Annotated in this window: 23 protein-coding genes; 17 read left to right on the forward strand and 6 right to left on the reverse strand. The window is 64.8% G+C overall.

What is annotated here, in order from left to right:
* Positions 1 to 32: 32 nt before the first annotated feature.
* From J5251_RS08285 to J5251_RS08310, 6 genes are all read left to right on the forward strand, one after another.
* Positions 33 to 839 (forward strand): tryptophan-rich sensory protein, encoded by an 807-nt coding sequence (locus J5251_RS08285; RefSeq protein ID WP_208575727.1) that lies wholly within the window; start codon positions 33 to 35, stop codon positions 837 to 839.
* 179 nt (positions 840 to 1,018) lie between these two features.
* Positions 1,019 to 2,320: a cation:proton antiporter gene (locus tag J5251_RS08290; RefSeq protein WP_208575728.1), complete on the forward strand. Its 1,302-nt coding sequence runs from the start codon at positions 1,019 to 1,021 to the stop codon at positions 2,318 to 2,320.
* A gap of 189 nt (positions 2,321 to 2,509) precedes the next feature.
* On the forward strand, positions 2,510 to 3,079 hold the full coding sequence (locus J5251_RS08295) for a Dps family protein (protein WP_208575729.1): 570 nt from the start codon (positions 2,510 to 2,512) through the stop codon (positions 3,077 to 3,079).
* A gap of 26 nt (positions 3,080 to 3,105) precedes the next feature.
* Positions 3,106 to 4,161 (forward strand): acyl-CoA/acyl-ACP dehydrogenase, encoded by a 1,056-nt coding sequence (locus J5251_RS08300; RefSeq protein WP_208575730.1) that lies wholly within the window; start codon positions 3,106 to 3,108, stop codon positions 4,159 to 4,161.
* Complete coding sequence (locus tag J5251_RS08305; protein ID WP_208575731.1) at positions 4,155 to 5,609, forward strand: bifunctional PIG-L family deacetylase/class I SAM-dependent methyltransferase; 1,455 nt, start codon at positions 4,155 to 4,157, stop codon at positions 5,607 to 5,609. Before J5251_RS08300 ends, J5251_RS08305 begins: the two co-directional genes overlap by 7 nt.
* Positions 5,602 to 6,357, forward strand: a complete 756-nt coding sequence (locus J5251_RS08310) for a glycosyltransferase (protein WP_208575732.1) — start codon at positions 5,602 to 5,604, stop codon at positions 6,355 to 6,357. The genes J5251_RS08305 and J5251_RS08310 overlap by 8 nt, the downstream gene beginning before the upstream one ends.
* A 3-nt stretch (positions 6,358 to 6,360) precedes the next feature.
* On the opposite strand, the gene J5251_RS08315 is transcribed toward J5251_RS08310, so the two are convergent.
* Positions 6,361 to 6,939 (reverse strand): hypothetical protein, encoded by a 579-nt coding sequence (locus J5251_RS08315; RefSeq protein WP_139006785.1) that lies wholly within the window; start codon positions 6,937 to 6,939, stop codon positions 6,361 to 6,363.
* A 118-nt stretch (positions 6,940 to 7,057) separates the two neighbouring features.
* On the opposite strand from J5251_RS08315, the gene J5251_RS08320 reads away from it, so the two are divergent.
* The 4 genes from J5251_RS08320 to J5251_RS08335 are packed head-to-tail and all read left to right on the forward strand — an operon-like array spanning position 7,058 to position 9,127.
* Entirely contained in the window at positions 7,058 to 7,387 is a 330-nt protein-coding gene (locus J5251_RS08320; protein WP_208575733.1) for an ArsR/SmtB family transcription factor, read from the forward strand.
* Positions 7,387 to 8,100, forward strand: coding sequence for a cation transporter (locus tag J5251_RS08325; RefSeq protein WP_208575734.1), 714 nt, complete (start codon positions 7,387 to 7,389; stop codon positions 8,098 to 8,100). Before J5251_RS08320 ends, J5251_RS08325 begins: the two co-directional genes overlap by 1 nt.
* A gap of 40 nt (positions 8,101 to 8,140) precedes the next feature.
* Entirely contained in the window at positions 8,141 to 8,809 is a 669-nt protein-coding gene (locus tag J5251_RS08330; protein ID WP_244250850.1) for a DsbA family protein, read from the forward strand.
* An 18-nt stretch (positions 8,810 to 8,827) separates the two neighbouring features.
* Positions 8,828 to 9,127 carry an antibiotic biosynthesis monooxygenase family protein gene (locus tag J5251_RS08335; protein WP_208575736.1) on the forward strand — a complete coding sequence of 100 codons (300 nt, stop codon included), beginning with the start codon at positions 8,828 to 8,830 and terminating at the stop codon, positions 9,125 to 9,127.
* Here J5251_RS08335 and J5251_RS08340 read toward each other — a convergent pair.
* A complete protein-coding gene (locus J5251_RS08340) occupies positions 9,120 to 9,401 on the reverse strand; it encodes a cupin domain-containing protein (protein ID WP_208575737.1) in 282 nt (93 codons plus the stop codon). The genes J5251_RS08335 and J5251_RS08340 overlap by 8 nt on opposite strands.
* A 77-nt stretch (positions 9,402 to 9,478) precedes the next feature.
* Here J5251_RS08340 and J5251_RS08345 point away from each other — a divergent pair, with 77 nt between their 5' ends.
* The 5 genes from J5251_RS08345 (at position 9,479) to J5251_RS08365 (ending at position 12,970) form a co-directional block, all read left to right on the forward strand.
* Positions 9,479 to 10,549 carry an enoyl-CoA hydratase/isomerase family protein gene (locus J5251_RS08345; RefSeq protein ID WP_208575738.1) on the forward strand — a complete coding sequence of 357 codons (1,071 nt, stop codon included), beginning with the start codon at positions 9,479 to 9,481 and terminating at the stop codon, positions 10,547 to 10,549.
* Positions 10,550 to 10,653: 104 nt separating this feature from the next.
* Positions 10,654 to 10,887, forward strand: coding sequence for a hypothetical protein (locus J5251_RS08350; RefSeq protein WP_139006791.1), 234 nt, complete (start codon positions 10,654 to 10,656; stop codon positions 10,885 to 10,887).
* A 64-nt stretch (positions 10,888 to 10,951) separates the two neighbouring features.
* Complete coding sequence (locus tag J5251_RS08355) at positions 10,952 to 11,413, forward strand: MerR family transcriptional regulator (RefSeq protein WP_208575739.1); 462 nt, start codon at positions 10,952 to 10,954, stop codon at positions 11,411 to 11,413.
* 72 nt (positions 11,414 to 11,485) lie between these two features.
* A complete protein-coding gene (locus J5251_RS08360) occupies positions 11,486 to 11,899 on the forward strand; it encodes a (R)-mandelonitrile lyase (protein WP_208575740.1) in 414 nt (137 codons plus the stop codon).
* Between the two features lie 24 nt (positions 11,900 to 11,923).
* Positions 11,924 to 12,970 carry an NAD(P)-dependent alcohol dehydrogenase gene (locus J5251_RS08365; protein WP_208575741.1) on the forward strand — a complete coding sequence of 349 codons (1,047 nt, stop codon included), beginning with the start codon at positions 11,924 to 11,926 and terminating at the stop codon, positions 12,968 to 12,970.
* A 63-nt stretch (positions 12,971 to 13,033) separates the two neighbouring features.
* Here J5251_RS08365 and J5251_RS08370 read toward each other — a convergent pair whose 3' ends face one another.
* The 3 genes from J5251_RS08370 to J5251_RS08380 all read right to left on the reverse strand — a co-directional run bounded on the left by J5251_RS08370 (position 13,034) and on the right by J5251_RS08380 (position 15,397).
* A complete protein-coding gene (locus J5251_RS08370; protein ID WP_208575742.1) occupies positions 13,034 to 13,507 on the reverse strand; it encodes an SRPBCC family protein in 474 nt (157 codons plus the stop codon).
* A 90-nt stretch (positions 13,508 to 13,597) separates the two neighbouring features.
* Complete coding sequence (locus tag J5251_RS08375) at positions 13,598 to 14,779, reverse strand: MFS transporter (RefSeq protein ID WP_208576083.1); 1,182 nt, start codon at positions 14,777 to 14,779, stop codon at positions 13,598 to 13,600.
* A 57-nt stretch (positions 14,780 to 14,836) separates the two neighbouring features.
* Entirely contained in the window at positions 14,837 to 15,397 is a 561-nt protein-coding gene (locus J5251_RS08380) for a helix-turn-helix domain-containing protein (protein WP_208575743.1), read from the reverse strand.
* 91 nt (positions 15,398 to 15,488) lie between these two features.
* On the opposite strand from J5251_RS08380, the gene J5251_RS08385 reads away from it, so the two are divergent.
* Together J5251_RS08385 and J5251_RS08390 are read left to right on the forward strand one after the other, a co-directional pair.
* Positions 15,489 to 16,787, forward strand: a complete 1,299-nt coding sequence (locus J5251_RS08385; protein WP_208575744.1) for an alpha/beta hydrolase — start codon at positions 15,489 to 15,491, stop codon at positions 16,785 to 16,787.
* A gap of 69 nt (positions 16,788 to 16,856) precedes the next feature.
* A complete protein-coding gene (locus J5251_RS08390; RefSeq protein WP_208575745.1) occupies positions 16,857 to 17,543 on the forward strand; it encodes a M15 family metallopeptidase in 687 nt (228 codons plus the stop codon).
* Here J5251_RS08390 and J5251_RS08395 read toward each other — a convergent pair.
* Entirely contained in the window at positions 17,534 to 18,238 is a 705-nt protein-coding gene (locus tag J5251_RS08395) for a TetR/AcrR family transcriptional regulator (protein ID WP_208575746.1), read from the reverse strand. The two genes, J5251_RS08390 and J5251_RS08395, sit on opposite strands and share 10 nt — an antisense overlap.
* Positions 18,239 to 18,341 lie beyond the last annotated feature (103 nt).

Raw genomic sequence — 18,341 nt, forward strand, 5'->3', positions numbered from 1 at the left:
CCGGGGAACCAGCTGCCAACCGAGGAGAAGCCATGGATTCAACAGCGCGAGACCAGACCGGCCTGGCCATTCCGGTGCTGGTGCTGGCCAGCGGCATCATCGCGATTATCGGCGCCTTTCTGGGCAGCGGCGCGATTGTCGGCACGCCCATTCAGGACGCCGCCGGAGGGTGGCTCTCGGCCGATTCCACGCCGCTGGCGCCGGCTTCACCGGCCTTCCGGATCTGGTCCGTGATCTATCTGGGCCTGTTCGCCTATTCCATCTGGCAGTTGCTGCCGGCCCAGCGACTTTCGGACCGCCATCGCAGACTCAGGCTATGGGCAGCAGCTGCCATGCTGCTGAACGCAGGGTGGATCTGGGTGGTGCAGGCCGGCTGGCTGGCTGCCAGCCTGTTGGTGATCGTGGTCCTGCTGGCGGTCCTGGTCCGCATCCTGTTCATCCTGATGCGCACCCGAGCGGAGAATGCCGCGGACACAATCATTACCGACGGCACCTTCGGCCTCTATCTGGGCTGGGTCACGGTCGCGACGATAGCGAACACGTCGGCGGTGCTCGGCGCGGCCGGCTTCTCCGGCTTCGGCCTGTCCGTGCCTTTGCTGGCTTCCGTTGTCCTCGCGCTAGCTGCCGTGATCGGCATCGCGCAGGCCTGGCGGACCGGCGGCAGGATTGCTCCCGCACTTGCCCTCGCCTGGGGCCTGGCCTGGATCGCCGTCGGCAGGGTGGACGGCGGATTGGAATCCACCGGTACGGCGATCGCCGCCGCGATCTGCTCGGCCGCAGTACTGCTGGCCGCCGTCGTGCTTTGGCTGAAATTCCGGCGCGTGGAGCGGGCAACCTAAGGACTCACCGGCCGGTCCCGCCTTCGTCTTGAACTCGGCGATGGGTCGGCCCGATCCTTGCCGGCTGTCAGATCGTGAATGCGGCGGGAAGCGGAATATGGCTGAGCGGCGCGGCCAGGCGCTAAGCTTGCTGACTAGTTCCGGACAGTTAGCCGGGCGCGGCAGAAAGAAGCCCAGCAGTGTTCGAAGCTCCCAGCATTCTGTTCTTGGCGGCAGGCCTCGCGGTTTTCGCCGCGGCGATCCTGCCCAAACTCCTGCGCAATATGCCGCTCTCCATGCCGATGGTCTTCCTCGGCACCGGAATTCTCGCTTTTACTCTGCTCCAAAACCTGCCGGACCCGGACCCGGTCGAGTACGCAGAGTTCGCTACGCACCTGACCGAAATCTGCGTCATCATCTCGCTGATGGGCGCTGGGTTGGCGCTGGACCGGCCGTTCCGCTGGCGCGAATGGTCCACGACATGGCGAATGCTTGGGATCGTCATGCCGCTGTGCATTCTGGTGATGACACTGCTGGGGCTCTGGGTGCTGGGCCTCGGGCTGGCCGGGGCCATTCTCATTGCGGCGGCGCTGGCACCCACCGATCCGGTGCTGGCCTCCGAGGTGCAAGTGGGGGAGCCGGCGGATGCCGAAACCGACGCGAACGAGGACGAGGTCCGATTCGGCCTGACCTCCGAGGCCGGCCTGAATGACGGACTGGCCTTCCCCTTTGTCTATCTGGCCATCGGGATGAGCCTGGTTGGAACGGCTCCGGAGGCGTGGTTTCCGCACTGGTTCGCCGTCGACGTGCTGTGGCGGATCGGAGTCGGCGTGCTGCTCGGTTTCGGCATCGGTAAACTCCTGAGCCGGATCTTCTTCGCGGCCCGGTACAAGAGCTTGCGGCTGTCCGAACATTCCGAGGGCTTCGTGGCGCTGGCTGCCACGTTCCTGGCCTACGGTGTGACCGAAATGGTGGAGGGCTATGGCTTCATCGCAGTATTCGTCTGCGCGGTGACGATCCGCTCTGCCGAGCACACCCACGGCTACCACAAGGTGCTGCACAGCTATGTGGAGCAGCTTGAACGGTTGATGACCGTGGTCATCCTGGTGCTCCTCGGCGGCGCCATCGCCCGGGGCCTGCTGGCGGGAATCGGCTGGACCGAAGTGCTGGTGGTGCTCGGGTTCCTGCTCCTGGTCCGTCCGGTGGCCGGGTGGCTGGGCCTGATCGGGGGCACACCCGGACCGCGTGAACGCCTCGCTATCGCCTACTTCGGGATCCGCGGTATCGGTTCCCTCTACTATCTGGGGTATGCCCTCAGCCACGGGGAGTTCGACGCCGAGGCGCGCGAGCTATGGGCCGTCGTCGGGCTGGTAGTGGCGATGTCCATCGTCCTGCACGGTGCCACCACGGCGCCTCTGATGAACCGGCTGGATGAACTGCGCAAGAACAAAGCCCTCCGGCGGTTCGGCGACGAAACGCAAGCTCCCAACACCGCCGTGTGACAAACAACGACGGCGGCAAGCCCTAGTGCAGTCGAGTCACCTCCCGCCACCCACGACACCGAGATAATAAGCATGCTGAATTTCGCGCTGAGCTAATTCGTCCATATCCCGTGGACGGCCGGGCAAGGGCTGGCTAGGTTGGAGGAAGTGGCGTGCCGATACGCGGCGCACCGAGTAAGGAGGTTTTTGATGGCTGCAAAGGACCGATCGAAGGCAGGCTTTACCGTACCGGGACTCTCGCTCGAGGATGGCTACAAGGTTGGCGAAACGCTGCAGATGCGGCTGCACGCCCTGAATGACCTGCAGTTGACCCTCAAGCACGCACACTGGAATGTGGTGGGGCGCGATTTCATCGGCGTCCACGAAATGCTCGACCCGCAGATTGAACAGGTCCGCGCCATGGTCGACGCGGTCGCCGAGCGTATGGCCACCCTGGGTGTTTCGCCCAACGGCCTGCCCGGCGCCATGGTCAAGGCCCGCAGCTGGGACGACTACTCCATCGACCGCGCCGGAACCGCCGAGCATCTGGCCGCGCTGAATGTCGTCTACAACGGCGTAGTAGAGGACCACCGCAAAGCCATCGAGGAGGTCGGCGAGCTCGATCCCATCACGGAGGACATGCTGATCGGCCAGACGGCCGAGCTTGAACTCTTCCAGTGGTTCATGCGCGCGCACCTCGAGAACGCCGGCGGCGAACTCTCCACCGAGGGCGCCAAGACCGAGAAGGACGCAGCCACTAAGGCGAAGTCCAAGAAGTAACGCAGAGTATCCAAACTGATAAACGGATGCACACACTAGCTGCGGAACAGATCAGTTTCGGGGCCCGGCCGGCCAGCCAGCTTGACTGGGGCGCCGCCGGGCCCTTGCTCGCACGGGCCGGCACCTGCAAAGGGGACCCCCGCCCGATCCTGGCGGAGCTCCGGGCAGCGCAGGATCAGGTCCCGCAACCGGGTACGGGCGCAACACGTGCCCTCTGGGAGTTCCTTGCGGGCTTGGCAACTGTGGATCTGGCAGCCGCACGGACGGTGGAACCGCATCTGGACGCGGCGGCGATTCTGGCGCAGGCGGGGATGGACATGCCGCCCGGGTCCGCCTGGGGAGTGTTCGCCGCGGAGTCGGCCGGCAATCGGCTGGAGGCAACTAAGGACGACGACGGCGCCTGGCACCTTTCCGGGACCAAGCCCTGGTGCTCCCTGGCGGCCGAACTGGATGCCGCCGTCGTTACCGCCCATGTTCCCGGCGGCAGGCGCGCTTTCGCAGTGGGATTGCGCCGCGATGAAGTGCAGCCGGATGCGGGGGATTGGCCCAGCCTGGGCCTGAGCTCGCTCCCCAGCACGCCGGTGTATTTCCGCGCTTCGCCGGCAGTCCCGGTTGGCGAGACCGACTGGTATCTGTCGCGGCCCGGTTTCGCGTGGGGTGGGATGGGGGTGGCAGCATGTTGGTTCGGCGGTGCCGTTGGCCTGTTCCGGACCATGTTGGCAGCGGCGCACCGCCGGGAACCCGATCAATTGGCCTTCGCATGGCTGGGTGAAGCGGACCGGTCGCTGGCTGCCGGAGCCTCCGTGCTGGGCGCTGCCGCGGACCAAGTGGACGCCGGTCAGGCAGGTGCGGCCGAGGCGCTGCGGGTACGCGGCCACATTGCCGCGCTGTGCACGCGCATACTGGAGATCTGCGGGCAGTCTTTGGGGCCAGGTCCGTTGGCGTTCGACGCGGACCATGCCCGCAGGGCTGCGGACCTCACGCTCTACATCCGGCAGCATCACGCAGCCCGGGACGATGCTGCGCTGGGCCGCCTGCTGTTCGAGCGGGCTTCACCCTCAGCGTCGGAGCTGGCATGGTGAGCTTTTCCCATACGGATACCGGTACGCCAGAGCAGCGCTGGCAGGAAGCAGGGATTGCCAAGCTGCCTGCGCTGGAGCCGGAGGCCATTCCCTGCCGCGGCGGGCGATTGGTGCTCGTGGCGGCGCATCCGGATGACGAATCGCTCGGAGCTGCAGGGCTGATCCAGGCAACACTGGCCGCCGGGGCGGACGTCGTCGTTCTCCTGTGCACGGCGGGGGAGGCGTCCCACCCGCAATCCCCAACGCACACGCCGCAGGACCTGGCCCGGATCCGGCTGCAGGAATTCGACGCCGTCATGGGAGGCTTGGCCTCGGACGCTGCCCATGCCGCTGATGCAATCGACTCCGGGGATGCCGCCGACACCGCGGATGCCGGGGATCCTGCCGGAAGCGGCAACCTGAGCTGGACGTTTCTTGACCTGCCGGACGGCAAAATCAGCGAGCATACCGCGGAACTGGATGCCGGTCTTGCCGCAGCGCTCGCGGGCGCCGAAAACGCCGTCATCGCTGCAACGTACAGGGAAGACGGCCACACTGACCACGAAGAGGTTGGTCTTGCGGCCCAACGGGCGGCAAGTGCTCAGGGCGCCGGGCTGCTTGAGTTCCCTATCTGGTACTGGTTGTGGGCTGCGCCTGAGCAATCAGAGTCCTGGCGCAGCTGGCGATCGCTCGCCCTTCCGGCCCCGGCAGCGGCTGCCAAGGCAAGGGCCCTGGCCGCCCACGTTTCACAGACCGCGCCCCTGTCAGACGCGCCGGGAGACGAAGCACTCCTGAGCCCCGGCTTCTTGCAGTACTTCGGGCGGCCGGCAGAGATCTTCCGCTGGACGCCGGCCCGCGACACTGCAAGGCCCAACGGCGCCGGGACAGCAGCCAAAGTCTTCGATTTGCTCTACCGAAGAAAGTCCGACCCCTGGGCCTACCTCTCCAGTTGGTACGAGCAGCGTAAGCGCGCCGTGACGATGGCGTCCCTGCCGCGCGAGCACTACGGCCGGGCGTTGGAAGCCGGCTGCTCGATCGGTGTCCTGACCGCCGAGGTGGCCGACAAATGCGGCCAGTTGACCGCCGTGGATGCCAGCAGCGTCGCACTCGAACGGGCGAAAGCAAGATTGGCGAACCGCAGCAACGTGGAGCTGGTCCGGGCGGAACTTCCGGACGGCTGGCCAGCCGACAGCCGGCAGGGATTGGACCTGGTCCTGGTCTCCGAGGTCGGCTACTTCCTCCGTGCCCGCGAGCTTCGCGCACTGATGCGGCGGTCACAGGAAGCGCTGAATCCGGGTGGACACTTGCTGCTCTGCCACTGGCTCCACCCCATTGAAGGGTGGGAGTTGGACGGGGAGACGGTGCATGCCATCGCCCGCGAGGTTACCAGCTGGGAAGTCGTTGTGGTCCACCGGGAACGTGATTTCCTGCTGGAAATCCTGGAGTGCCCCGGCGGAACGCGTGATTGAGCTGGAGAGGATCCAAAGCACGACGGCGCAATCCGGCCCGGACGCGATCCGCCATGTCGTCGTCGTTGTGCCGGTGCGCAACGAAGAAGAACTTCTGGCTGGCTGCATTGGCTGTATCCGCCACGCGATGGACCGGCTGGAAGCTACACGGCCGGACCTTACCGCCGCATTGACTGTGGTGCTGGACGGGTGTACCGACGGATCGGCGGCTATCGCGCGGGCAGTTGCGGCCCAGCATGGCAGCATCCAGATCCTGGAGGCAGACTATGGATCGGTTGGCGCTGCCCGAGCCGCCGGAACGACTGCCGCATTGGAGCGGGTCCGAAATTTAAACGGGGCAATGGAGGCCGTGTGGATCGCCTGCACTGATGCTGACACGTTGGTGCCCGGGAATTGGCTGACAGCCTTCGTTGGCCTGGCCAATACCGGGGCAGACGCGGTGACCGGAACCGTGGAACCGGATCCGGCCCAGTTGGACGCAAAGCGCCTCGCCGCCTGGCACCATCGCCACGGCCGTAGTGCGGAAGCTGCCCCTGTTCACGGCGCCAACCTAGGCATACGTGCCTCCGCCTACCTGGCTGCCGGTGGTTTCCGGGGCATGGCCGAGCACGAGGATGTCCGGCTGGTTGAAGACCTCCGCAGTTCAGGAGCCATCGTCCGATCGTCCCGGGCAGTGCATGCCGTCACGTCCGGACGGCTGGAAGGTCGAACACCGGGAGGCTTCGCCGGCTATCTCGCCGCGCTCTAATTCCTACCCTTCGGCGTTGATGAAGCCGACGATGATTGCCGTCCACCAGGCCGTCTGAGAAATCAGCGCGCACGAGACCATGTGGAACCGCTGTCCCAGCGGCAGTTTCGCGAAGGTGGTGCTCGGCGGCATCCTGACCAACCGCTTCATCAGCGGAATCAGCATGATTCCGTTGAGCGTCGCGATCAGCACCGCGGCAAGCTTCAGTTGCGTCAACGGGTCGGTTAGTACCGGATTCAGGAACACCCCGGTGGCCAGCAGGCCCGCGAGGCCGCCCCAGATCAACGTGCCGGCCGCCCCGTCCAAGCGAATTGTTTCGCTCAATTCCCGCCGGCCCAGCAGCCAGAGGAAACCGTGCCAATCCACAAGGATGATGGCGCCGAAAGCCACCACCAGGGACAGTATGTGCAGCACCAGGGCGATAGTGGAGACCACGCCCTCGGTCCGCACGATGGATGAAAGGTAGACCGACAACGCCCAGGCGACCACGCCGGCGAGAACCAGGCCAGCCACTACCTTCCTGATGTCGCTCTCCGTGGCCGTCTGGCCTAGCCGACGGTTTGCAGTTGCAAAAGTGCCCATAACGATCCTCCAGGGTGACGTTTCCGAGCCCCCTGAGACTGAGCAACAACACCTCCAGTTTGAAAGACGCACCAGAACCGCCAGCGGTTCAATACACCCAAAGATGTACTATGGCGATATGGAAACCATCGTGCATTCGTCCGTGCTGTCCCGGTTTGGTTACGCACTGTCGGATCCGACGCGCGCACGGATACTGCTGGCGCTGCGGGATGCCCCAACCTATCCGAGTGATCTGGCGGAGTTGATCGGCGTCAGCCGGCAGAGCCTGTCGAACCACCTATCCTGCCTGCGCGGCTGCGGTCTGGTGGTCTCCGTTCCTGAAGGCCGTCGCGCACGCTACGAACTGGCCGACCCGAAACTGGGCCACGCACTGACCGACCTGCTGGGTGTGGTGCTGGCTGTCGACCCGGCCTGTTGCAGGAGTGGCGAAGCCGAGGGGTGCTGCTGATGCCCGCCCTCAAGCCAGATGCCGGGTCGGTGGCCTCCAGGGAACGACGGCGGGTGTTGGCCCGGCGTATCCGGTTCTTCGTCGCTGCCACCATCACCTACAACGTGATCGAAGCAGTGGTGGCGCTCGCTGCCGGTACTGCAGCCTCATCCAGCGCCCTGATCGGCTTCGGACTGGATTCCATCATCGAAGTATCCTCGGCCGCCGCTGTAGCGTGGCAGTTCGCCGGCCGCGACCCGGAAGCGCGGGAGAAGAAGGCCTTGCGCTTCATTGCATTCTCGTTCTTCGCGCTGGCCGCCTTCGTCACGGTCGATGCACTCCGCTCCCTGTTGGGCGCACGCGAACCTGATCATTCGACCGTGGGCATCATGCTGGCCGCCATCAGCCTGGCGGTCATGCCGTTGCTGTCCTGGGCGCAGCGCCGCGCGGGCCGGGAACTGGGCTCGCGATCCGCCGTGGCCGATTCCAGACAGACACTGCTTTGCTCCTACCTGTCCGGTGTACTGCTGGCGGGTCTCCTGCTGAACAGTTTGTTTGGCTGGTCCTGGGCTGATCCGCTAGCCGCCTTGGTCATCGCCGCAATCGCCCTGAAGGAAGGGCTGGAGGCGTGGAAAGGCGACGCGTGCTGCGCCTCGGGATTCCACTTTGATGTGGACGGCGATGCCAACAGCCAGGCGCCGGCAACACCGCCTGCCTGCTGCAGCGACGACTAGACTCAACCGAGAAGCTCGCGCAACTAAAAGGAACAACCCCGTGACAGCCAAGTCCTCCATCAGCCTGCCAAACAAGATCGCCATCGGTCTCATCGTTGCTACCGTTGTGGCGGTGATCGGCATCGTGGCCCTGATCAACACGAAGGACGCCGCTACTCAAACAGCCCCGACGGAGGCCTCCGAGGTAGTGCGCAGCGACAGCCACCGGTTGTCCTCAGCCGAGGATGAAAAGGCAGTCCTGGTTGAGTTCCTGGACTTCGAATGCGAATCCTGTCTCGCCGCCTACCCGTTCATCGAGGAAATGCGCAGCAAATACGCAGGCGAGCTGACCATCGTCAGCCGCTACTTCCCCCTGGCCGGCCATCCGAACTCCATGAACGCAGCCCTTGCGGTTGAAGCAGCCGCAGCTCAGGGCAAATTTGAGGACATGTACCACCGGATGTTCGAAACCCAGAAAGAGTGGTCGCACTCCGCGGACTCCCGGGCAGCGACGTTCCGCGGCTACGCCGAGGACCTCGGTCTCGATCTGGCCGCTTACGACGCCGCCATCGCCGATCCTGGTACCGCCGCCCGCATCGAGCAGGACAAGAATGACGGCACCGCCCTTGGCGTTTCCGGCACACCGACCTTCTTCCTCGACGGCAAGCTCATCGAGCCCTCCAGCCTCAAGGAGTTCGAACAACTCCTGAAGGACGCCATTACGAACTAGGCTTGCAATGATGGAGTCGTGATTACTGAACACGCGCTGTTGCCGGTCCGCCCCGGCCAGGAAGCAGCTTTCGAAGCTGCCTGCCGCGAGGCTTCGGCCATTATCTCCGCAATGCCCGGCTTCGGTGGGCTCTCGCTGTCCCGATGCATGGAACAGGGCAGCAAATACTTGCTGCTGGTCGAATGGGACCGGCTTGAAGACCATACCGAGGGCTTCCGCGGATCCTCTGAATACCAGCAGTGGAAGAAACTGCTGCACCACTTCTACGAGCCGTTCCCCGTCGTGGAACACTACTCGCAGGTCTTCATAGCTACTTAGCCTCGACCTCCACGAAGACGAATTCGCCCGGCCCAGGGTTGACCACGTTGTGCTCGCTGCCAGCGGCTCTTGTGTAGGACTGCCCGGCGGTCAGCTGGTTCACGGATTCGCCGTCGTTAGTTTGCAGCTGCAGTTCCCCGGTTGTCATCGGCACGACGACGTAGTCCAGTTCATGCCGGTGCCAGCCCGTCTCCGTCCCTGGCGGGAACCTCCACTCCGTCACCCGGAACTGCTCGTTGTCGATCTGGACCGTGGCGATGGCCTTGCTATGCAATCTGTCCTCCAAATTTTCCTGTGCAACTTCCAACCTAGCCGGATTAGATCCAACCTAGTCCGGCTAGGCTGTGGTTGATGGAAACCAATGAGATTCTGCTGCAGCGTGCCGGCCGCCTCGGGCACATCATCCTGAACCGGCCCAAGGCGATCAACGCGCTCAATGACTCGATGATCACCGCGATCACGGCCGCGCTCCAGGAATGGGCAACGGACGACGACGTCGAAACCGTCCTGCTCTCGGGCGCGGGTGAGCGCGGGCTGTGCGCCGGCGGAGACATCGTCGCCATCTACCGCCACATCCAGGCGGGCGCGGACAAGGAGGTGTTCTGGGAAGACGAGTACCGGATGAACTCGCTGATCTCGCGCTACCCCAAGCCAATCGTCGCGCTGATGGACGGCGTGGTGCTCGGCGGCGGCATCGGCCTGTCCGCCCACGCCTCGCACCGGGTGGTGACCGCGCGGACCACGGTCGGCATGCCGGAAACGCGCATCGGATTCATTCCCGACGTCGGGGGCTGCTTCCTGTACTCAAGGGCGCCGGGGGAGCTGGGCACCCATTTGGCGCTCACGGCCGGAACCGGGACCGGGGCGGACGCGATCTTGCTGGGCCTGGCCGACTACTACGTGGACAGCGTCGGCCTGCCGGAGCTGGTTGCGGCGCTCGCCGATACGCCTGCGGAAGAAGCCATCGCGAGGTTCGCGCACACGGAAGTGCCGCCGTCGGGCCTTGAAAAGGAACGGCTCTGGATCGACGCTTGCTATGCGTACGACGACGCCGAGGAGATCCTCGCCGCGCTGCAGGAATCCGGCGAACCCAATGCCCGGGAGGCGGCCGCGGAACTGGCCGCCAAATCGCCGACCTCCGTGAAGCTCACGCTTGAGGCCCTGCGTCGGGCCCGCGGGATGGACACGCTCGAGGAAGTGCTGGACCAGGACTACCGCCTGGGCATCCGCCTGCTCGCAGCGCCGGACTTTGCCGAGGGGATCCGCGCACAGGTCATCGACAAGGACCGCAGCCCCAAGTGGAAGCCCGCCACCTTGGCCGAGGTGGACCGTAAAGCGGTGGAATCGTACTTCGCCGACCTCGGCGAGGGCGAACTCGGACTCGGTTCTGCGCACCTGCCGGCCGGTCGAACAAAGGCCTGATCAGCCGGCTGCGGGAGCAAGACATTCGCCGTCGTTATCAAAACGTGATCTAGTAGGGGTGGCGGCCGGGACTCAGCCCGCTGCCGATGAGGAACGGAGTCCCCATGTCCACTCGCACCATGCTGACACGTGCAATCGCTGCCACGACGGTGGCCGCCGGCCTTGCCGCCCTGGGTGTTACCGCGGCCAATGCGGCCGGCATGAATTACGTGTATTGGGAGCCCACCTACGTCCACTGCAAATGGAAGCAATGGACCGTGCTCAACGAAGAAGGCACCACGCTCCTTCGGGACTGCACTGAGTCGAACGGCCAGTGGTACTTCACCACGCTGGAGTAAGCGCGTCGCGGTCGCGGCCGCCGTCACTTGTCTTCAAGTACTTGAAGTTCCTATCGTTGATGTTGTGAGCGCACCAATCATCCGACACACCTACTCGATCAAGGAGGCAGCGGCCCTGACCGGGCTGCCGGCCAGCACGCTGCGCTACTACGAATCCATCGGTGTCATCACCCCGATCCGTCGCGGCGCGAGCAGCAAGCACCGCGTCTACACAGATGAAGACCTGGACCTTTTGACCTGGGTGTCGTGCCTCAGCGCGACGGGCATGTCGGTCGCCGACATGCGCAGCTACCTCGCAAACGGAGCCCTCGGGCCGGCCGCTGCCCCGGAGCAGATCGCATTGTTGAAAGCGCAGCAGGAGCAATTGGAGGACGAAGCGAGGTCCATCGCCCTGCGCAAACGGTACGTAGCACTGAAAATCGACTACTGGCAGGCTGTCCACGCCGGTGACGGCGCCAAGGCCGAAAAACTCTCGGACGAGGCCCGCACCCTGGCCGAAGACCTCAAGAAAACCAGGAAACAGTAAACAACACGCCCATCAATTCGCGGACCCAATGGTCCGCCGATCCGGCGTGCCCAAAGACAGGAAGGAACCGACATGAAGTTCACCCGGAGCGGCGGCCAGACCGCCAGCGGCCCCGCCTCATGGTTCACCGGCACCGTCTATATCGACGGCATACGCAACCCCGACGAGCAATCGACGGTCGGCTGCGCGCACGTCCGCTTCACGCCTGGCGCCCGCACGGCCTGGCACACCCACCCCAACGGCCAAACGCTGTACGTCACGGACGGCATCGGCTACGTTGCCAGCCGCGGCGGGCCGGTGCAGGAGATCCGACCCGGTGACGTCGTCTACATCGAGCCCGGCGAGGAGCACTGGCACGGCGCCAGCGCGGACCGCTTCATGGCCCACGTCGCCATCCAGGAAGCCGACGACCAGGACAAGGTCGTGACGTGGGGCGAACACGTCACCGACCAGGAGTACAACCGGCCCACCACAACGACCAACTGACCAGCCCCTGGAAAGAGAAAACACATGACCACCATTGCCCGCGCTTACGCCTCCCCCTCACCCGACGGGGACCTCGGTCCCACGACCATTGAACGCCGCGACGTCGGACCGCACGACGTCCTGATTGAGATCAAGTACGCCGGCATCTGCCACTCCGATATCCACACCGTGCGTGGCGAATGGGGACCGCAGGCCTTCCCGTTGGTTCCAGGTCACGAGATCGCCGGCATCGTCACCGACGTCGGATCCGAGGTGACAAAGCACGCCATCGGCGACCGGGTCGGCGTCGGCTGCATGGTCAATTCCTGCGGCGAGTGCAAGAACTGCAAGGCCGGCGATGAGCAGTACTGCCTCAACGGCATGGTGGGAACCTACGGGGCGACTGACCGCGACGGGACCATCACGCAGGGCGGATACTCCACCCACGTCGTCGTTACCGAGGACTTCGTGCTCCGCATCCCCGACGGCATCGAACTCGACGTCGCCGCCCCGCTGCTCTGCGCGGGCATCACGACCTACTCGCCGCTGAACCGCTGGGGCGCCGGCCCGGGCAAGAAGGTCGCCGTCGTCGGCCTGGGCGGACTCGGCCACATGGCCGTCCAGCTCGCCCACGCCATGGGCGCGGAAGTAACTGTCCTCTCGCAGTCCCTCAAGAAGCAGGAAGACGGCCTCCGTCTCGGCGCGGACCGCTACTACGCGACGAGCGATGAGACCACCTTCACCGAATTGGCAGGCTACTTCGACCTCATCATCAACACCGTCAGCGCATCGATCGACATCAGCGCTTTCCTGGGATTGCTGACCGTGGACGGCGCCATGGTCAACGTCGGCGCGCCGGCTGAGCCACTGCCCGTCAACGCCATGGCGCTCATCGGCGGACGCAGATCGTTCGCGGGCTCCATGATCGGCGGTATCCCCGAAACCCAGGAAATGCTCGACTTTTGCGCCGAACACGGCATTGGAGCCGGGATCGAAGTCATCTCCGCCGACAAGATCAACGACGCCTACGAGCGCGTCCTCTCCTCGGACGTGCGCTACCGCTTCGTCATCGACACCGCCACCCTCGTATAACGCAGCCGCCTAACCCGGAGCGTGGCGATCCTATCCGGCTCGCCACGCTCCTGCGGATTCCGTTTACCGGCCTTGCTGCAGCTCCAGGTGTGACGCCAGGTTCGCGAGCGACGAGGCCAGCCCGGCTGCATGGTCTTCAGCGGAAATGCCGGCGGGGACATTGTCAGCGCGGATATCCACCCGCGTTCCGGCGGCCACCGGCGCCACTTCCCACGTCATCGTCATCGTGCCGGCATAAGCCGGGTCATCCGATTCGAAGTCGACCGCCTGCACAACCCGGACGCCTGGAACAATCTCGACGAAGCGCGCCTCGACCACGTCCGTGTCATTCGTGGCCTTGCCCGCTGCCGTCGATAGGTCGGTATAAGTGAGGACCAAGCGGTAGGAGCCGCCCGGCCGGGCATCGAACCGTTCGAAGCTACCGCTCATGCCCTCCGGCGGCAGCCAGGCCGCGAGCGAATCCGGGTCGACGAGGGCGGAGAAGACTCGATCGGGCGGCGCCGCAATAACGCGGGAGGCCTTGTCCGTGCGTGACATGGTTCCATCGTAAATCCCCGCTGGCCTGCTGGGACCGGGGCGAAGATGTGCAGGAATCGAAGCTGGGCGGGACCGCTGCGTTCGCTGGCGCTAGGGGTGCTTGCGCTTCCAAGCGGCGTGGCCCCAGCAGGCGGCCGCCACCAGGACGATACTGACGATCAAACCGAGGCTGAAGATCGTGCCGTAGCGCCTCTCGTCCGCCAGACCGGCGGTGAGGAAGGTGCCTAAGGAGCTGCCCAGGAACAGTGAGAAGGCAAACAGGGACACGCTCGTGGCACGGGCCTGCGGGGCGACGTCGGTGGCCCAACCCTGCATGGAGGAGTGCAGTATGGCGTTGGAAGCGCCAACCAGAAGCGCGGTCGCGGTCAGCGCCGCGGGCAGCTGCGACAAGGACGAGGTCAGGTAGGCGACCACCAGAACCAGTCCGCCGATGGCCATGAGCCGGGTGCGGGTGAAGTGACGGACCAAGCGCCGCATCAGCCGGGCACCGAGGATGACGCCGATCCCGTAGCCGGCCGCGAGGATGCCCGCCAGGGTGACCCCGATGCCGGCGTTCTGCAGCGCCGGGACGAAGTAGGTCAGGATGCCCATCAGCACCGCGCCTTCCAGGGCTGCCAGACCATAAACGCCCAGGGCGGAGCCGGAAAAGGCCAGGCGGAAGTTGGCGCCGCCGAGGTGGGCCGACCCATCGCCCGCCACCCCGCGAAGCCAGATCAGCAGGACCAGGCAGCCAAGAGCCGGCAGCGCGAAGACCAGCCGCCAATCGAGCACGGCGGCCAACGTTCCCGCCGCGAGGGTGGCGATGGTGGTTCCCAGCGAGGAGTAGATCTGTAGGTCGGATAGGCCGCGGGCTCGCTCAATCCCTGTCCGGGTGTCGCCGAGGATCGTCAACAGCGTGGGATACAGTGCCCCGGCCATCAGTCCGGTGAATGCCCTCGCCAAAAGGAGCGGGAGGTAGGTGCTGAACAAGGTGCTGGCCAACGCGCCGACCAGGACACCCGCCAATGCGGTGCGCAGTACGGCCATGCGGCCGAATCTGTCGCTGAAGAAACCCCACACCGGCTGTCCCACGGCATAGAGCAAGGCGTAGGCAGCCACCAGTTGGACGGCCTGCCCGAGGGACATCTCCGTCCGATCGGCAAGCACAACCAACATCGGTGGCGTGGCAAAGCGGTCGAAGAATGAGAGGAAGCCGATGGAGCGCAGGACCGAGTCCGGCACGCGTGTCCGCGGCTTGCCGGACTCTCCAACGGAACCGGACGCATGCGTCATCACCTGTTCACTGATTCCTTGTCCTCGAGCCTGCTCCGGTAGCTGAGACTAACAGGACTATTCCTCCACGGGTGAGTCAGACGGAATGACGATGGTGGACAGCACGCGTCGTTTCCGCCCCTTGCCTGGTGTGTTCGCCGAATGCTTCTGAACGACGTCCCGCATCTCCCCGGCGAACTCTTCGAACTCGCTGTCGGTCAGCCACAGGGCAGTCTGTCGGTAACCTACGCCGTCGCGCACCAGATCCACCTTGCCGCGGTCCAGGACACCGTCGACGTACCGGTCGAACAGCGCAAGCAGTCCGGCCGCGAAACCCATGAAAGCCTTGCGGTGGTCCTCGGGCGACATAGATGCGAGGGCATCTGCGGAGAGCTCGGTAGCAGCTAGATCCAGCGCATACGTCCGCTCAGTTGTGCCTCTGACCTGGCGTTCCTCTACTACCGCCAGGACGCCGGCCTCGGCGAGTGTGCGGATGTGGCGGTAGAGAGTTGCGGGCGGCACATCGGGCAGCTGGGAAGCCATGCCGGCGGTAGTGAGCGAGCGCCCGCCCAAGAGCGTCTGGCAGATCCGCAGCCGCACCGGATGGAGGACAAGGTCTGCACTGGATCTGGTGGCCATGAAGCTATGTTCTCACTATTGACAATGTTATCGAAATTGATAATGATGGTCCTGTACACACCAAACCAAATACGAGAGTTGGGGAGAGGCAATGGCACGGTTGGTCGTCAGCAGCGAAGCTGTCCGCGTGGAGCTGAGCCGAGGGGAGAAGATCGCCGGTCTGCTACCCGACCTGAAGATGTCAGCCACCGCGGTGGAGGACGTGCAGGCCCTCAACGACGGCTTCACCGGAGTCACAGGCATGCGGGCGCCCGGCTTGGCACTTCCCGGCCGCGTGCGCATCGGGACCTGGCGCGGTTCCCGAGGAAACACCTTCGCCGTCGTCCATCAGGGAAAGCCGGCCGTGCAGTTGACGTTGAAGGACCAGAAGTACCGCCGCGTCGTCGTCGAGGTCGAGAATGCCGAAGAAGCCGCGCGGCAGGTGCGGGAGGCAGCCGGCTTGGACGAGAGCACGGCGCCGGTGCTGGAAGATGCCACCTTCCTATCGGACGGTCTGACCCTTGCCGGAACGTGGACCCTGCCCGCAACCGGACCAGTGAAGGGCCTCGCCCTTTTGCTGCCCGGATCCGGTGAGGTTGACCGCAACTCGGACCACCGCCGGATGCCGCTGGGCGTCACCCGCGACCTGGCCGAAGCGCTGGCACTCGAGGGCATCGCGGCTTTCGGCTACGACAAGCGGGGCGTCGGCGCGTCTGAGGGATCCTTCCTTGCCGCTGGCTTCCAGCATAATTACGACGACGCGGATGCGGCCTTCGACCTGGTCGCCCAGCGCTCGCCGCAGCTGCCGGTCTTCGTGGTAGGCCACAGCGAAGGGGCCTTCCATGCCACGGCATTGGCCGCACGAAAGCGGGAGCAGGTTGCCGGCGTCGTGCTGCTTTCAGCATCGGCCCACAGCGGCGAGGAAACATTGCAATGGCAGACCGGGCAGATCGCCGGCGCACTTCCCGCCTTCCCGCGGATTGTGCTGAAACTGCTGCGCACCGATCTGGCGAAGCAGCAGCGGAAGTCGATGGTGAAGCTGCACGCCTCGGACCAGGATGTGCTGCGGATGCAGGGCCGGCGGATGAACGCCCGCTGGATGCGCGAGTTCCTCCGGTTCGACCCGCTGCCTTTGCTCAAGCAACTGGACATGCCCGTGCTGGCCATCAGCGGCGGTAAGGACCTGCAAGTCAACCCCGCCGACCTGGAGATCATCGCCCGCGCGGTGCCGGGGCCTGTGGAGACCAAGTGCATTCCTGATCTGACGCACCTGCTCCGCAGGGATCCGCGGACGCCCATGCTCACCGACTACAAGCGGCAGATCCGTGAGCGCACCGATGCCAAGGTGCTGGACACGGTGGTGGGCTGGGCTCGTTCCCAAGTCCTGGCGACCCGTCCGCCAGTGTCTTAATGCTGGACGGCCCTCTTGCAGGTGGAGTAGAGTCACCGTCACCTGTTTCTGACTCGCTGGGGGAACGTCATGGTAAGTGCAGTCAAACGAGCTGTCGGCGTAATGCTGGCCATGATCGTCTGCTTGGGCCTGCTAGCACCGCCCGCGACAGCGGCGCGGGTCAACGGTTATGAGATTGATGCGGCCTCGAGCCTGCAAGTGGTGGTCAATAAACACCGGCAGTTGAATCCCGCCTCCTATGTGCCGTCACGGCTGGTCAAGATCCAGGGGGTGCCATTGCATGCAGAAGCCGCCGACGCGTTCAAGAAATTTGCGCGCGCGGCCAAGAGCGAAGGCGTGACCGTCGTCCCGGTCAGCGGCTACCGTTCCTACAGTCAGCAGTCGAGTCTCTATGACAGCTATGTGCGGCAATACGGCCAGGAAAAGGCCGACATGTTGGCGGCGCGTCCCGGCTACAGCGAGCACCAGACAGGCCTGGCCATGGACGTCGGAAATCCCGGCGGGACCTGTGCACTGCAGGCCTGCTTCGCCAACACTCCTGTTGGAAAATGGGCCGCCGAATACGGACCCGACTACGGATTCATCATCCGCTACCCGGATGGTGCCCAAAGCATCACCGGCTACACGTACGAGCCGTGGCATCTCCGCTATGTGGGAACGGCGCTTGCGCAGAAGATCGACGACGGCGATCCCGCCACCACTGATGCCACCCTGGAGGAGTACTTCGGTCTCGAGGATGCGCCGGACTACCTCTGAACCGTGCCCCGGCGCGACGTCCAGCCTTGCTCATGCAGCCGTTCGAATCCGTCCAGCAGCAGATCCAGCGCAAACTCGAACTCGAACTGGTCGTCGCAGCCCTGCCCGACGACCGATTCGTCGTCGTGGTCCGCTCTCATGGCGATCTCCATGACATGCGGATACTTCTCGGCCATCATGTGTAAGACAGCTCGCGGTATTTCCTCCGGTGCACTCCCGGAATCGTCGAACACTTCCTGCGTGAAGCCCCACATCCGGCTGCCCATGGCGTGCATTACGTGATGCGTCAGATCCACCGAGAAGCCGCCGGACCGGAACATCCCGATCATCGCGTTCATATACTCCAACACCACTGGCGACTTGTTGGTCCGCGACTCGATCACCCGACGTGCCCACGGGTGCCGGAGCAGGATCTGCCGCGCGGCGAGGACCCGCTGCCGGACCGCACTCTTCCAGTCCTCGCCACTGGCCGCAGCATCGATTTCGCCAACGATGACGTCGACCATGCCGTCCAGCAGTTCTTCCTTGTTCGCGACGTGCTTGTACAGCGCCATCGGCACCACGCCCAGCTCCTGGGCAAGCTTCCGCATGCTCAGCGACTCGACTCCTGACTCATCCGCAAGAACGACGGCGGCACTCAGGACGCGTTCCCGGCTCAGGGGAGTGCGGCGTACCGTTCCCTTCTGCTGAGCCATCTGGAACCCCCTTACTGTAGGCAGCCAATTCTCTTGACAAGTGTACGCCGTACACCTATCTTTAGTTGCATCAAGTGTACGCCGTACACCGAAGGCAAAATCG

Source organism: Arthrobacter crystallopoietes (assembly GCF_017603825.1).
GTDB lineage: Bacteria > Actinomycetota > Actinomycetes > Actinomycetales > Micrococcaceae > Crystallibacter > Crystallibacter crystallopoietes_B.